The sequence below is a fragment of the Parashewanella tropica genome (assembly GCF_004358445.1).
In the GTDB taxonomy this organism is placed as follows: Bacteria; Pseudomonadota; Gammaproteobacteria; order Enterobacterales; family Shewanellaceae; genus Parashewanella; species Parashewanella tropica.
Genome location: NZ_CP037951.1, coordinates 3945679 through 3961772 on the forward strand (window position 1 = coordinate 3945679; position 16094 = coordinate 3961772).

At 42.5% G+C, this 16094-nt stretch carries 11 protein-coding genes; 6 read left to right on the forward strand and 5 right to left on the reverse strand.

Annotated features, from left to right (window positions below; translation table 11 throughout):
- Positions 1 to 176 precede the first annotated feature (176 nt).
- Together E2H97_RS17450 and E2H97_RS17455 are read left to right on the forward strand one after the other, a co-directional pair.
- Positions 177 to 2246, forward strand: a complete 2070-nt coding sequence (locus E2H97_RS17450; RefSeq protein WP_133408317.1) for a M13 family metallopeptidase — start codon at positions 177 to 179, stop codon at positions 2244 to 2246.
- A 113-nt stretch (positions 2247 to 2359) separates the two neighbouring features.
- On the forward strand, positions 2360 to 3334 hold the full coding sequence (locus tag E2H97_RS17455) for a hypothetical protein (protein WP_133408318.1): 975 nt from the start codon (positions 2360 to 2362) through the stop codon (positions 3332 to 3334).
- Positions 3335 to 3380: 46 nt separating this feature from the next.
- Here the strand turns inward: E2H97_RS17455 and E2H97_RS17460 are convergent, their stop codons facing one another.
- Positions 3381 to 4508 (reverse strand): hypothetical protein, encoded by a 1128-nt coding sequence (locus tag E2H97_RS17460; RefSeq protein WP_133408319.1) that lies wholly within the window; start codon positions 4506 to 4508, stop codon positions 3381 to 3383.
- A 102-nt stretch (positions 4509 to 4610) separates the two neighbouring features.
- The gene (gene hxpB / locus E2H97_RS17465) at positions 4611 to 5264 is read right to left on the reverse strand and encodes a hexitol phosphatase HxpB (RefSeq protein ID WP_133408320.1); all 654 of its coding nucleotides are present in this window, start codon (positions 5262 to 5264) and stop codon (positions 4611 to 4613) included.
- Positions 5265 to 5750: 486 nt separating this feature from the next.
- Between hxpB and acnB the strand changes: the two genes are divergently transcribed.
- Positions 5751 to 8348, forward strand: a complete 2598-nt coding sequence (acnB, locus tag E2H97_RS17470) for a bifunctional aconitate hydratase 2/2-methylisocitrate dehydratase (protein WP_133408321.1) — start codon at positions 5751 to 5753, stop codon at positions 8346 to 8348.
- Positions 8349 to 8763: 415 nt separating this feature from the next.
- On the opposite strand, the gene rpsI is transcribed toward acnB, so the two are convergent.
- From rpsI to zapE, 3 genes are all read right to left on the reverse strand, one after another.
- Positions 8764 to 9156 (reverse strand): 30S ribosomal protein S9, encoded by a 393-nt coding sequence (rpsI, locus tag E2H97_RS17475; RefSeq protein WP_121840074.1) that lies wholly within the window; start codon positions 9154 to 9156, stop codon positions 8764 to 8766.
- Positions 9157 to 9170: 14 nt separating this feature from the next.
- Positions 9171 to 9599: a 50S ribosomal protein L13 gene (gene rplM, locus E2H97_RS17480; protein ID WP_121840073.1), complete on the reverse strand. Its 429-nt coding sequence runs from the start codon at positions 9597 to 9599 to the stop codon at positions 9171 to 9173.
- A 205-nt stretch (positions 9600 to 9804) separates the two neighbouring features.
- Positions 9805 to 10914, reverse strand: coding sequence for a cell division protein ZapE (zapE, locus tag E2H97_RS17485; RefSeq protein ID WP_133408322.1), 1110 nt, complete (start codon positions 10912 to 10914; stop codon positions 9805 to 9807).
- A gap of 230 nt (positions 10915 to 11144) precedes the next feature.
- Between zapE and E2H97_RS17490 the strand changes: the two genes are divergently transcribed.
- The 3 genes from E2H97_RS17490 to degS all read left to right on the forward strand — a co-directional run bounded on the left by E2H97_RS17490 (position 11145) and on the right by degS (position 16022).
- Entirely contained in the window at positions 11145 to 13211 is a 2067-nt protein-coding gene (locus E2H97_RS17490; RefSeq protein WP_133408323.1) for a hypothetical protein, read from the forward strand.
- 212 nt (positions 13212 to 13423) lie between these two features.
- Positions 13424 to 14782, forward strand: a complete 1359-nt coding sequence (locus E2H97_RS17495) for a DegQ family serine endoprotease (RefSeq protein WP_133408324.1) — start codon at positions 13424 to 13426, stop codon at positions 14780 to 14782.
- A 136-nt stretch (positions 14783 to 14918) separates the two neighbouring features.
- Entirely contained in the window at positions 14919 to 16022 is a 1104-nt protein-coding gene (gene degS, locus E2H97_RS17500) for an outer membrane-stress sensor serine endopeptidase DegS (RefSeq protein ID WP_133408325.1), read from the forward strand.
- The last annotated feature ends 72 nt before the right edge of the window (positions 16023 to 16094 follow it).

Consider the following 16094-nt stretch of genomic DNA (forward strand, 5'->3'; position numbering starts at 1 on the left):
GTTCCTTTGATTCCCCTTTTGTTATGTTGCTGGGTCGATAACAACAAAATCATAAAGAAAAGGCCATTGGAAAGCGTCACAACCCACTATGTTGAACATCTATTTCCAGTTGTTTTTTCAGTTCTACTCAAGAACCATTTCCCTCTTTGAGGGTCACGAGAACGAAAGGAATTAACATGAAAAAAGTCAGCGCTCTGGCACTTAGTGTTGCCATCAGCCTAGGTCTTGCAGGTTGTGGTAAACAAGAAGCACCACAAGCAACCGTAAAAACAGAAGCTCCTAAGCCTGTAGTTCAATCAGGTATCGAAAAAGAAAACTTTGATACTCACGTTCGTTTCCAAGACGACTTTTACTACAGCGTAAATGGTCACTGGTTAAAGAACACGCCAATTCCTGGTGATAAGTCAAACTACGGTGCTTTCTCGGTATTGTATGAAAAAAGCCAAGACGCGCTTAAGAAAATCATCGAAGAAACCGCAAAACAGCCGAACAAAGTGGATGGCTCAAGTGCGCAAAAAGTCGGTGATTTTTATGCCAGTTACATGGACACCGACAAAATCAAAGAGCTAGGCATTACCCCACTTAATGGTCTATTATCTGAAATCAAATCGGCCAAAACCCATAAAGACATTGCTGCGGTAATGGGTAAGCTGATGATCAACGGTGGTGGTATTCCGTTTGGCTTCTACGTTAACAATGATGCTAAAAAATCCGATCAGTACGCGGTGTACTTCTATCAATCAGGTCTAACGCTACCTGATAGAGATTACTACCTAAAAGATGATGAAAAGTTTGCTAACAACCGCAAGCAAATGCAGCAATACATCACTGATTTATTAACGCAAGCAGGCGTTAAAGGCGCTAGCAAAGCCGCTGACAACGTAATGAAAATGGAAACCTTCATTGCGAAGAATCAGTGGAGTCGAGTTCAATCTCGTGACGCTAACGCCCGTTACAACAAGATGGACCGCAAACAACTGAACAGTCTATTTGGCAATGTTGATTTCGAAGCCTTCGCTAAAAACGTCGGCATTGGCAGCAATGTTAAAGAAGTGATTGTCAGTCAACCATCATACTTTGAAGCATTAGGTAAGCAGTTTAATAAATTCTCCGTTGACGCTTGGAAAGATTACCTAAGCTTCCACCTAGTGGATAACTACGCGAAATTGCTTACCCCTGAATTTGCTAACTTAAGCTTTGAATTCCACGATAAAGCCCTTCAAGGTATTCAAGAGCAAAAGCCACGTTGGAAGCAAGCGGTTGATGCCGCGAATAACGTGATCGGTGAACTGGTTGGTCAGCAATACGTTAAAGAGCACTTCAAACCTGAAGCGAAAGAGCGTATGGAAGGTTTGATTAAAAACTTGATCAAAGGCTTTGAAGTGAGCATCAATGAACTTGAGTGGATGACGCCTGAAACCAAGAAAGCGGCGCAAGAAAAACTGTCTAAGTTCACCTATAAGATTGGTTACCCAGACAAGTGGAAAGACTACACGGATTTAACCATCAAAGGTGACGACTTAGTAGGTAACTACTTACGTTACACCCAGTTTGAGTACAAAGATATGCTAGGCAAGCTTGGTCAGCCTATCGATAAAACTCAATGGTTTATGACACCACAAACCGTGAACGCTTATTACAACCCAGTAATGAACGAAATCGTATTCCCAGCCGCTATCTTGCAGCCTCCATTCTTTAATATGGAAGCGGATGATGCCGTCAATTATGGTGGTATTGGTGCGGTTATTGGTCATGAGATCAGCCACGGCTTTGATGACCAAGGTGCTAAATACGACGGTGACGGTAACCTACGTGACTGGTGGACGGCTAAAGATAAAGAAGAGTTCCAAAAGCGTGGTAAAGCACTGTCTGAGCAATACTCTAAGTACGAAGCGCTACCGGGTAAATTCGTTAACGGTGACTTAACTCTAGGTGAAAACATCGGTGACTTAGGTGGTCTAACGGTAGCATACCGCTCTTATCTAATGAGCCTAAATGGTAAGCCTTCACCTGTAATTGATGGCTTTACTGGTGAACAACGTGTATTCATTGGTTGGTCACAAGTATGGCGTCGTAACTATCGCGATGAAGAGCTAGCAAAACGTCTATTGACAGACAGCCACTCACCAAGCCACTTCCGTGCTATGGGTACGCCACGTAACATCCCTGAGTTTTATAAAGCCTTTGAGGTTAAAGACACTGATAAGATGTACCTTCCTGAAGATAAGCGTGTGAAGATCTGGTAACCCTAGCTCGAATCTAACACATAGCCGAGTGGAACTTCTACTCGGCTTTTTTGTGCTTACAATCTTATCGATTGGTCTACACTTAACGTATTATTCACTAAGCACTTGTAGCCATGCCAGGGATTGAAATTCAAGGTCAAAGGGCCATTCAGTTATCACGCAGTTTTTCTTCATCAGAGCTAGAGGACATTCGAAACTCTACCCCTGAACAAATACAAAAAAAATACAACTCTACCTTCAACAAACTGATGGACTGGATTTGTCAGACCAACAAAAGCCAAGCAGCTCAGCTACTAAAGACCCTGTTCGAATCTGAAGAGCCATCTGAAACCAATAACGCAATGGAACAACTTAATGAACTATGTGGCCCTAACCATAACCCAATCAAAGTTGATCATGTGTGTGGCGTTGAAACTAGTTCGTATACCTATTATTTCGATTCAGAAGAAAAACGCTCTAACTCAGTTCCACTGAGAAGACTCGAAGTCGTTAACCTAAGTGATCCTGATACTATGGAAGAGGTTAGGCGAGCAAAATGGAAACCTGTGGATGATTATGAGCAACTTTCTGATCAAAGATATCAAGCATTCCTGTTAATTGAACAAGACAACAAGAGATTGCTTCAAGCATTAGCAGATCAACAAGAAAAAAAGCAGCTACTTAACGAACTGCCTGAAGCGACGGAAGATCAACAACCCTTTGAGCAAATAACAGAGCAACATCTAAATGAGCGAATCCAACGAATGGCAGAAATGAATAAGGCGTTGACTCAATTATCAAAAACAGACTGTACTCATCAGCAAGCAGTGCAAGCCAGTATCACTATTAACCAAGCACTGGCAGCACATCATTCAAACATTCGTTGTGTGATCATTAATGCTCCCGAAGCGAGTCATTTTGTTATTTGGCCTGATTCAGCCACAGAGGATGGGGCAATGCACAGAGGACTAAAGGTTCATGACGATGGTCGAGTCACATTAATAGAGCATATTGATCATCCTCTATTTCATACAGAGCCTTTACTGGACCAAATATTTGCAAGTGATAAAGCGGCTTTCGTTACTCAATTCGCGATGCCTGATACATAGATAATCAAACCACATAGGAGTTGATTACTAAAACAGCACATCTGGCTCAAAAATTAAAAAACGCTGTGAAATTTTGCTGACGATTTTTCAATTGCCGTTCACTATAGAATCTCTTTGAAGTATTAATCCACCTGTTTGGTTTCCCTTTCTCCCTGATATAAACCATGCTCGGATATCCCGTATAACGAGCATTATCTGTTTCAATTTCCAAGTCGGGGGAAAGTAATCGAATGTTTTCTCTGATCAAACTAACCCGCTGTGGAAATGAAATCATGCACTCTGGAATATTCGAGGTAAATACACAGACTCGTCGATTTCCAATCCTAGCAAGCTCATGAATAAAGCGAAAAGTCCGGCTATTTTCCCATGCTTGCAAAATAAACTGCACCCTTTCTAAGACTATAGTACGTAAAAATTGAAATTTACTGTCATCCCCTTTATCTGTGATCTTCCAAAGAAATAAAGGTAAGGATTTAAAATTGTAAAACTGCTGTTGCAATCCCACTTTCTCACATTGTTCTGCTGCTGGTATAGGCTTATAGAGTGCTTGCTGACCAGTACTTTTTAATGCTTTTACTACTTGTTCAATTGAGTTACTGCAATAGAAAAGCCCTTTAAGACACTCCCAAAATAATTTTACTTTGCTATTGTGATCCACGATAAACACCAGTGGGAGCTTCCCCGTATGCATCCATTGCATTAAATGCTCTAAGATACTTACCCCCCCACAACATAGGTAGATGTATGATGATCTTGTATCAATGAAACTAAAACTATCGATTTGAGGCTCGTTGGACTGAACAAATACTTTAGATTCTATGCCCATTTCTATAGATTGAGGTTTAATGAGTCTATTTCGAACCGCTATTCCTCTCCAAGCAGCTTGAATTTTCACAACCTTTGGTATCATTTTTCTAACTGATTGATCGCTAGCATAGAAAGAAGAATACGGTACTACCGCAGATGAGCTTGCCAAAAAAGAAGCCAATCTTTTTGTTTGTTGGTCTTGAGTACTTTCGCCCTTAACCTCTACTCGGCTATCTACTGAACCAACGTTATAACAAGTATCTTTTCCAGTCGCTACAGTCGTCAGTTGAACAAGACACTCTTCATCATCTTCAGGGAAATCCCCATTACTTCTAACATCAATCTGTGTTTGGGTTGCTATAACCATTTCATTACTTTTTTAGTGCCACCTTGGTCATTCTACATAACTGTTGTTGAATTAATTCTTAACAAAAGTAACAAGTCAGCAAGAAGGCACAATCAAGCCATTTTAAATAAACGAAGATAACTCAGTTAAATTACACAATTGATGATGAGCGACAACCCAGCGAGATTGCTGTTGTTGGTCTTCAGCAGGGATCGCAACCGTTTGCATACTCGCTGCTCTTGCTGCAATTAACCCATTAAATGAATCCTCAATTGCTAAACATCGGCTAGGCTCAATACCTAACGCTTTGGCGCAGTTTAAATACACTTCTGGGTGCGGCTTTCCATAAGGCAGTGTTTCAGCGGACTCAATGGCTTCAAAATAGTGGCGAATATTCAGTGTATCTAGCACAGCATCCACCAAAATCATTGGCGATGACGTCGCTAATCCAATTTTAAATTCTTGCTGCTGACAAAACTTAAGTGCATCCATGACTCCGACCATCGGCTTGCCATCACGATGAATAAAATCAATGACTGTCGATACTATCTGCTGACATACCTTTGCATTATCATAATCCGCCCATGGATAACGTAGATACCAATGTTCAATCAACAAATCGACTCTCATTCCGGTCGTCTTCAAAGTGTCTTCATAAGTAATAGGGACACCGTACTTAGGAAATACTTCCAATTGCGCTCTTTGCCATACAGGTTCAGAATCGATCAAAACGCCATCCATATCAAAGATGACCGCTTTTACTTCATTTAATGACATATTAATTGCTTAAATACATAAAATTTCTGCAAGTATAACGATTTGTTGACAAAAAATTGTTAAATTTGCTTGAAGTTGAGTCGATAAGAGTGTGACTTGATTCATACTTTTTTAAAGCTGGTGTATAATCCTACAAAAAGCAGTAAGACGTACTGAAATTTGATCAAACTGCTATAAGAAATACCTAAGAAGTAAAGTTGAACATCTCGCCTTTTTCAGGCGAATACAAAACGGTTTTATACTGGCTAAAATCGCCGTTAGCTTCGTTACGAATTACAACAGGTAAACACCATTACCCGTTGCAATTCAAGCTTGGCTACCTGCCATTTTTTCTGCGTATAAAACCATTTCCAACTACTTTTTCTAGGATAAAATCCAAAAAATAAAAGCAGTACTTGAGCTTATTCTCTGTTGTTTATGCAGACGTAATTAAAGCCATGCTGTTGTCCAAGCACTTTTGGGTGCAATCAATAGAGGAATGTTGCCGTGCTAGAAGCTTACCGCAAACACGTTGAAGAGCGTGCCGCAGAGGGAGTTGTACCAAAACCCCTTGACGCTCAACAAGTTGCTGATTTAATCGAGCTGCTGAAAAACCCACCAGCAGGTGAAGATGAGTTCATTCTTGATCTGTTTGAAAACCGTATTCCACCTGGCGTCGATGAAGCAGCCTACGTTAAAGCTGGTTTCTTAGATGCAGTAGCCAAAGGTGAAGCCAACTCACCGCTTATTTCTGCTGCTCACGCTGTTAAGTTACTTGGCACCATGCAAGGTGGTTACAACATCGAACCTTTGATCGCTCAGTTAGATAATAAAGAGCTAGCACCACTAGCCGTAACTGCGCTTTCTCACACGCTATTGATGTTTGACGCATACCACGATGTCGTTGAGAAAATGGAAGCGGGTAACGCTTTCGCTAAGCAAGTTGTTGAATCATGGGCGAACGCAGAATGGTTCACTTCTAAGCCAAAACTGGATGAAAAAATCAGCCTACGCGTATTCAAAGTACTAGGCGAAACCAACACTGATGACTTATCTCCGGCTCCTGATGCATGGTCTCGTCCAGATATCCCACTACACGCACTCGCGATGCTGAAAAACGCCCGTGAAGGTATTGAGCCTGATGAAGCTGGCGTAACTGGCCCAATCAAGAAGATTGAAGCCATGAAAGAAGAAGGCTTCCCACTAGTTTACGTTGGTGACGTAGTCGGTACCGGTTCTTCTCGTAAGTCTGCAACTAACTCTGTGCTTTGGTTCATGGGTGATGATATCCCGAACGTACCAAACAAGCGTGCCGGCGGTTTCTGCTTCGGCGGTAAGATTGCACCTATCTTCTTCAACACCATGGAAGATGCTGGCGCTCTACCAATCGAACTAGACGTAAGCCAAATGAACATGGGTGATGTAATTGACGTTTACCCATACCAAGGTAAAGTTCGTCGTCACGATTCAGAAGAAGTGATCTCTGAGTTCGCACTGAAAACTGACGTATTAATGGATGAAGTTCGCGCTGGCGGTCGTATCCCATTAATCATCGGTCGTGGCCTAACGGATCGCGCTCGTGAAACTTTAGGTCTTGATGCGTCTGACGTATTCGTACGTCCTGCTGACGTGGCTGACACAGGCAAAGGCTTTACTCTTGCCCAGAAGATGGTAGGTAAAGCGTGTGGCGTGACTGGTGTTCGCCCAGGCCAATACTGTGAGCCTAAGATGACTTCTGTAGGCTCTCAAGACACCACAGGTCCTATGACTCGTGACGAGCTAAAAGACTTAGCATGTCTTGGTTTCAGTGCCGACCTAACCATGCAGTCGTTCTGTCACACTTCGGCGTATCCTAAGCCAGTTGATGTGAACACGCACCACACTTTACCTGATTTCATCATGAACCGTGGCGGTGTATCACTACGTCCAGGTGACGGTGTTATTCACTCGTGGTTAAACCGTATGCTTCTACCTGATACTGTAGGTACAGGTGGTGACTCGCATACTCGTTTCCCATTAGGTATTTCATTCCCAGCAGGTTCTGGTCTGGTTGCGTTCGCAGCTGCGACTGGTGTTATGCCACTGGATATGCCTGAATCTATCTTGGTTCGCTTTAAAGGTGAAATGCAGCCAGGTATCACGCTACGTGATCTTGTACATGCGATTCCACACAAAGCCATCCAAATGGGTCTACTGACTGTTGAGAAAGCGGGTAAGATCAATGCCTTCTCGGGTCGCGTATTAGAGATTGAAGGTCTTGAGCACCTTAAAGTTGAGCAAGCGTTCGAACTTTCTGATGCATCAGCGGAGCGTAGTGCCGCGGGTTGTACTATCAAGCTAGATAAAGAACCAATCATCGAGTACTTGAACTCAAACATCGTGATGCTTAAGTGGATGATCTCTGAAGGTTACGGCGACCGTCGTACCATCGAGCGTCGTATTAAAGCGATGGAAGAGTGGCTAGCGAACCCTGAGTTAATGGAAGCCGATAGCGATGCGGAATATGCTGAAATCATCGAAATCGATCTAAACGACATCAAAGAGCCAATTCTTTGTGCGCCAAACGATCCTGATGATGCAGTATTGCTATCAGAAGTTGCTGAAACGAAAATCGACGAAGTGTTCGTTGGTTCTTGTATGACCAACATCGGTCACTTCCGTGCAACGGGTAAGATGCTAGACAAGTTCGCGACTGCACTACCAACTCGCCTATGGGTTGCTCCACCAACTAAGATGGATCGTGATCAGCTTACCGAAGAAGGTTACTACGGTATCTTTGGTCGCGTTGGTGCACGTATCGAAACTCCTGGGTGTTCACTGTGTATGGGTAACCAAGCACGTGTTGCAGAGAAGTCTACTGTAGTTTCAACCTCTACTCGTAACTTCCCGAACCGTCTAGGTACAGGTGCAAATGTTTACCTAGCGTCTGCTGAGCTTGCAGCTGTAGCGGCTATCCTAGGTCGCCTGCCATCGCCTGCTGAGTATCAAGAGTATGCCAAAGAAATTGATGCAACCGCAGCCGATACGTACCGTTACTTAAACTTCGACCAGATCGAAAGTTACACTCAAAAAGCGGGTGAAGTGATTTTCCAATCAGCGGTTTAATCTAAACTCTGATTGTTCTGATTAAATCCTCCTTCGGGAGGATTTTTTTTGGCTTTAAAAATGTTCCTGATCTTACAAATCAAGAGGTAAGAGTAATAGTGTGATAAAACAACCGTCCGTGACAGGATGTCACGGTCGTCAGCACATGGATGTGCGCTTCTGTTGGTGTTCACACTATTACTCTTTAGATGTTACCAAACTCATTCACACAAGAAATACCCGCTAACCAACAAGTAAATATATAGGCTAAGCCCCCATGGATGGACTTGCATCGTTTCAGCATTTACTCATCTTCATTTTCTATTATCGGTCAGACTTCTATTTCCAAACGCCCATAAAAAAACCCAGCCAAGGCTGGGTTTTTTGGTAAAGCTTCGTAACGTTGCTTTTCTTGTTCTCGATACCGAGCAGAAAATTAACGCTTAGAGAATTGTCTCTTACGACGTGCTTTACGGAAGCCAACTTTCTTACGTTCAACTTCACGAGCATCACGGGTAACGAAACCAGCAGCACGAAGAGTAGGACGTAGAGCTTCATCAAGTTGCATCAATGCACGAGTGATACCGTGACGGATTGCACCAGCTTGACCAGTAGTACCACCACCTTTAACAGTGATGTTTAGGTCTAGCTTTTCTAGCATCTCAACCAATTCTAGTGGTTGACGAACTACCATGCGAGCAGTTTCACGACCGAAATACTCGTCCAATGGACGCTTGTTCACTACGATGTTACCGCTACCAGTTTTCGCGAATACACGAGCGGTTGAAGTTTTGCGACGGCCAGTGCCGTAGTACTGAGTTGCAGCCATTTGCTTAATCCCGTTTAGATATCAAGAACTTGAGGTTGTTGTGCAGCGTGGTTATGTTCTGCGCCTGTGTAAACTTTAAGTTTACGGAACATAGCGCGGCCCAAAGGACCTTTTGGTAACATACCCTTAACCGCTTTCTCGATGATCATTTCTGGCTTACAAGCTTGCAGCTTTTCAAAGCTGATTTGCTTAATTCCGCCTGGGAAGCCTGAATGCGAGTAGTATGTTTTGCCTTTCGCTTTGTTACCAGTTACAGTCACTTTTTCAGCGTTAACTACGATGATGTAATCACCAGTGTCAACGTGAGGAGTGTATTCTGGCTTGTGCTTGCCACGTAGGCGAGCTGCGATTTCAGTTGCGATGCGACCTAAAGTTTTACCTTCAGCGTCAACAACATACCAGTCACGAGTTACAGTTTCTGGCTTAGCAGTAAAAGTCTTCATTATTACAAAAACCCAAAGTTAATTACGTTGTTTACAAATTACCTATCAAGCGATAAGTAACGTAAATTTTGCCTTCACTTGCCCCTTCGAGCAAACGAAATGGCTATCAAAATCCGCACCTTACGTGCGAAGTAACGTGGGCAGGCGGCAGATTATACAGATAATTGAATTAAAAATCATCTGTTTTTTCTTACCACCTCCCAGTTTAAGGTAGGTGCTCTAAGGCTAAATAATCTTTTGATTGCATCTCTATCAATCTTGAGCGACAACGGCGGAATTCAAAGCTCAATAAACCATCGGTATAAATGTCTTCCAATGCAACTTCGGCAGAAATGATCAATTTAACGTGGCGCTCATAAAATTCATCCACCAAGGCTAGGAAACGACGAGCAATATCATCACCCGTTTGTTGCGCGCCCATTTGCTTAACACCACTTATCATCACGGTGTGATAGCAACGAGCGAGTTCCATATAATCGCGTTGACTTCGTGGGCCGTCGCATAGCGCAATAAAATCAGCCAATAACACACCATTAGCTTGCTGACGGATAGCAATTTCACGAGCTTCAATCTCTATCGGAGCCGTTGATACTTCACTGTTTTGTTTAAGGCTTGCGAAATATTGAGCTAAATTGGTTTCCGCTTGCTCATCCAGCGGGTAGTGGTAAATTTCAGCTTGTTCTAATGTTCTGAGTCGATAGTCAATCCCCGAGTCTACATTCAACACTTGGCAATTGGCGTTAAGCTCGGCAATGGCCGGTAAAAAACGTGCTCTTTGTAAGCCGTTTTTATACAAATCATCAGGAATAATATTGGAGGTCGCCACCAGCACCACACCACGCTTAAATAGCGCTTGAAATAAGGTACCCAAAATCATGGCATCGGTAATATCCGATACAAAGAATTCATCAAAGCAGATAACGCGGTATTGCTGAGCCATTTGATCAGCAATCACTAATAAAGGATCTTGGGTACCTTTAAGTTGCTCTAAATCATGATGCACTTGATGCATAAAGCGGTGGAAATGTGCTCTCAGTTTTTGCTCAAACGGTAAGGCATCAAAGAAGGTATCCATTAAATAAGTTTTACCTCGCCCGACCCCGCCCCATAAATAAAGCCCCATCACCTTCGAATTGGCTGAACGCCCAAACAATTTACCTATATTCTGCCAGACTGATGCGGGTTGCTCTGCTGCCAACAGATCATCATATACACGTTGCAAAGCGTTAACCGCTTGCTCTTGTGCAGGATCATGTGAAAAACCCTCACGAGTTAAGTCTTGTTGGTAGTGTTGTAGGGGAGTTAGAGCAGACAAAAGCGAACCTCTTTCCATAGAAAAAATGCATGATACTCATCAAGTAGATTCTTGCAAGTGAAAACATCGTCAATGTGACTAAAGTACTACTCATAGGGTCACACTCAATTTTTTTATACTTTTCAGTATATAAGCCCTTAACAAAAACTGTCTAACCGCCTACTTTTTCTGTGCATCATTTCTGCAAAACAGTATATTCTCAACTATTCGATAGTCTTGGTAACTGAGCAATGGCTACTCCCCCACCGTCGATACACAGTTCACCGCAAATACAAGAGAATAAAGAGCCAATTACGTTTAAACGCACGATGACAAACAGAGAAGGGAAAGCTTACGCTACAAAGGAAACTCCCAGTAAAGTACCCAAATATTATCATGACCAATCGGCCTCTAGCTCAAGCCTAAGTACAGAGCGGCCATATCGTCATCGCTCCAAAGCTCGAACCCATTCAAGATCTCACCCACACTCACAAGGTTCAGGGTTAATATCCCTAAGCGCTATAAAACGACTACCAGACAAGGAGCAAATTCAAGCCATTCAAACGAAATATCACAATGAACTTCAAGGTATCAACAATCTAGCCACCTATAATTATTGTGTTTCTTCGATCCAAAAAGCCATTAACTCTGAAGTTCCCATAATGTTTGCTTCTAAAGCTTCAAAAGAGGACATTATGGATGATCATACCTATACGGCTTGGATCCCCAACGCTCCAATTCCTTGGCATAAGCTCCCTTCAGGCATTAATTTTCCAGATGTTGTATATAACTGTTACCCAAACCGTGAGCGTCATATTGAAATCATTCGTTCTGCGACGGCTTGTGTAAACAAAACTCAATCCCCTCGCCTAGTGCTCATTATTTTGATCGAACTGCAAATGCTCGGCATTCAAGTCGATGCCCCCCTTTGTACGGCTGCTCTAAAAACCTATAGCGATGCCGTAGTTGATGATACGTTCTGGACAATAAAAGGCTGGAATTTATTCAACCATACCGAATGGAAAGATATTGGTGCATGCAACATGATGTTCGACTTATTGAAATGCGCATCAGAGCAAAGAGTGAGCGTTTCAGAACAATGGGTGGAGTTGCTCACGGTCATTTATGAAAATTTTGACTGTGATAGTTTCTTAAGAGTATTCCCATCCGCCACCCAATGCGCCTCTGAAATTTTTCGCGATGAACCTAAGATATTGCCTTATTTGATCAACTTTTGGGAAACTCGGCTGACCGATGACTATAAAGTTTCCTATGCAGCCACCTCTTTAATCACTTTATTCGCAAAATATGTGGAACGTGTGCACTTTCATTTCAGAGGAAGAGATAGAGAAATCGTACTCCGTACAATAGAGGATCACTTTTCACCCAAATCAGACAAAAAAATTAGCCGAAGGCTCAATGATCCAGACCTTCAACTCGATAAAGGTTCTCAAGCTGCACAAATAATCATTCGCTCTGATATGTTGATCGATAGGCTCATGTCCGCTCTTCCTGATGAGCTTTCCGTGAAAACGTCCTTTACTTGTTATGTTACGGCCTTAACTCGTTTGTATCCCTCCACCATAACTAAAATTCCTGAAGAGTTTTATTCCGAAGACTCAGGACAACTTGACAATTACCTCCTATGTTCCAGCACTGTAGCACTTGGTTCCGCAGCCAGTTCAAACTCTAAATATCTCAAGCCTCTTTTTAATAGTGTCGACAAATTACTCTTATCTAAAAACGGTATTTGCATTGGTTCGGCCTTAAAAGCCTTGTCATGTTTAGACTTGAACAAATCAGAATATTTCGAACCTTTTTGGCAATCACTAAAAGAATTAAAAACCCCCTTTATTTCTGCATTCTATGTAGGATTTAGGGAACTCGTTAGAATGAATTATCTTCACTTAGCCCAAGACCTTTTAACTCAAGCCATGCAGGTAGGTGCAATTCAATTCTCTCCCGCTCTTTTGATGACCAACGATGATCAAACGATCTTATATTTAGATTTTAAAGAATCGAGTGTACTCAATAAAAGTGAAGCCCCCAATGGCGAAATTAGCACAAAGTGGGATCAAGCTTTTACACTTCCCCCTGAACTGGTTTTTGTCATTATTAAACATTGGATAGATAAAATAGAAGATAGGCGTTCAGAATTTCAAAATGTCACTCAAATTGAGTTTGCTCTAAACATCAAAGACATCTCAACTAATACCCAAACCTACTTGATGGAGCACCTCCCCGAACTCAGAAAAGTTGCAAAATGTTATATGAGGGGAGAATGCTTACTCATTAATTTATGGCCTGCTCGGTATTAAAAATATTTTAATACACCCTGCTAGCAAAATAAATTAATGTGATTTCTTGATATTTTGAGTAACCACACCTATTTATTGATCATTCAACTGATATTTAGCTGAAAATTCAATCAAAAACATAGTGATTTTAATCGTTTGATGAACTTTGGCCTATCAAGACAGTCGGATTATTATCTGATTCAATCAACATTGACGTATTTGGAGCAAAATAGATGAAGATGAAACATTCAGTACTTTCTGCTGCACTATTAAGTGCGGCTCTATCATTAACTCCTGCTATCTCTCAAGCAGGGATCCCTGCACCCGTTGTGCAAGATGGACAAGCTATGCCGAGCTTAGCGCCAATGTTGCAAAAGGTCACTCCAGCTGTTGTCTCGGTGAATGTTTCTGGTGTTCAAGTATCAAAGCAACGTGTGCCTGACATGTTTCGTTTTTTCTTCGGTCCTAACGCACCACAAGAACAAGTGCAAAAACGTCCATTTAGAGGTTTAGGATCAGGCGTCATTATTGATGCTAAAAAAGGCTACATCATCACTAACCATCATGTCATTGATAACGCTGATGACATTACGGTTGGGTTACTTGACGGCCGTGAAGTGCCAGCCAAACTGATTGGCAGTGATGCCAATGCCGATGTTGCGCTTTTACAAATCAAAGCGAAAAACCTGACTCAAATTAAAGTCGCTGATTCTGATCAACTCCATGTTGGTGATTATGCTGTGGCTATTGGTAACCCATTCGGTCTAGGTCAAACCGTCACCTCAGGTATCGTCAGTGCGTTAGGGCGTAGCGGTTTAGGTATCGAGCAATTAGAAAACTTCATTCAAACTGATGCTGCGATTAACAGTGGTAACTCAGGTGGTGCACTGGTTAACTTACGGGGTGAACTGATTGGTATCAACACCGCCATTGTTGCCCCAAGTGGCGGTAACGTTGGTATTGGCTTTGCGATCCCCATCAATATGGTTCGTAACCTTGCTAACCAAATCATTGAACACGGTGAAGTACGACGTGGCGTATTAGGCGTAACGGGTGGTGACTTAACACCAGATCTTGCGAAAGGGTTTGGACTCAATACCAAACACGGTGGGTTTGTTCGTGAAGTTACGCCTGATAGCGCTGCAGCCAAAGCAGGCATGAAAGCCGGTGATATTATTGTCAGTATCAATGGTAAAAATATTCGCTCATTCACAGAGCTTGCCGCTCGCGTTGCTAGCCTAGGTGCAGGAGCGAAAATCAAGCTTGGGATCATCCGTGATGGCGATAGAAAAACCTTGAATGTCACCTTAGGTGAAGCGAGCCAAGTGGCAGAAAAAGGCGCAGCGGAATTGCACCCAATGTTGGCTGGTGCTGCACTTAAAGATACTAAGGGTGGAGTAGAAGTCACTGACGTTGCGGCAAACTCACCAGCTGCAATGATTGATTTAGAAAAAGGTGATGTCATTGTCGGTATCAATCGCATGAAAGTTCGCAGCCTAAAAGCACTGCGTAAAGCTCTAAAAAATAACCAAGGCTCAGTGGCATTAAAGGTACGCCGTGGTGATGCTTACCTATTCTTAGTGCTTCGCTAAGAAAAATATTAACTTGTCTTGTTAAAGGGAAGCCTCGCTTCCCTTTTTTATTGCCAGATCAATTTGTTGCCCATTTTGCAACCGCCTACTTCTTTGATAGTATTCCTCGTTCAGTTAGTTTTGCATTAGGTTCATCATGCTTGTTAAAAATATCGCTCTATACGTTGCCAAAGCCATTGTTTTAGGCTTGTTTATGGCGGTAATTTTCTTATTGATGAACTCCAATTCTGGGAAGCTATTGAATTTTAGTCAGTGGAGCAATAACACCGCTTCTCACCTTTCATTTGCTCCTGCGGTAAGAAAAGCCGCTCCTGCTGTGGTTAATATCTATAACTATAATTTCGTCCCCACTCGCACTAATGGCGAAAACACCTTAGCCTCGCGACAAACGTTGCAAGGACTAGGCTCTGGCGTGATCATGAACAAAAAGGGCTACATACTGACCAATTACCATGTGATCAAAAAAGCCGACGAAATCTATGTTGTCTTACAAGACGGTCGTCAATTTGATGCCGAAGTCATCGGTATGGATCCTGAAACGGATTTGGCGGTGTTACGTATTAATGCGGTAGAGCTACCAACCGCTTCTGTGGATCTGCATCATATTGCACAAGTGGGAGATGTCGCGTTAGCCATTGGTAACCCATACAATATTGGACAAACCATCACTCAAGGCATTATCAGCGCTACTGGACGAAATGGGTTAAGCTCTAATTTTCAAGATTTCTTACAAACCGATGCCGCTATTAATGCGGGCAACTCTGGTGGCGCACTTATTGATACTGAAGGCAATTTGATCGGCATTAATACGGCCGCTTATCAAGTAGGTGGTGAAAGTGGCCGAGGGATCAATTTTGCCATTCCGATCAAGTTAGCTCACAGTATTATGGAAAAGCTTATTCAGTATGGCCGAGTGATCCGTGGGGCAATCGGCTTTAGTGGTGAGCCAGTTAATCCACGTGCAGCGCAACTTCTTAAATTACCTAACTTTGATGGCGTGATTGTCACCCATGTTGCTCCGAACTCACCCGCAGAAAGGGCAGGGTTTCAAATGTACGATGTCATCACTCAATTTAATGGACACCACATTCCTGCAAGTATGAATGGTGTCTGGAGCCTTAAAGATTTGATTGCCGAGAGTAAACCAGGCACTCAAGCCAATATCACTTTGATCAGAAATGGCCGCACCATCACAATAACCTCTGATATTGTTGAAAAGCAACAACCCGTAGAAAAGTAGTAACCCCATATCAACACTATATGAAACCAAGTATTCACATAGTGTTGCTTTACAATAAATGTTAATCAAAGA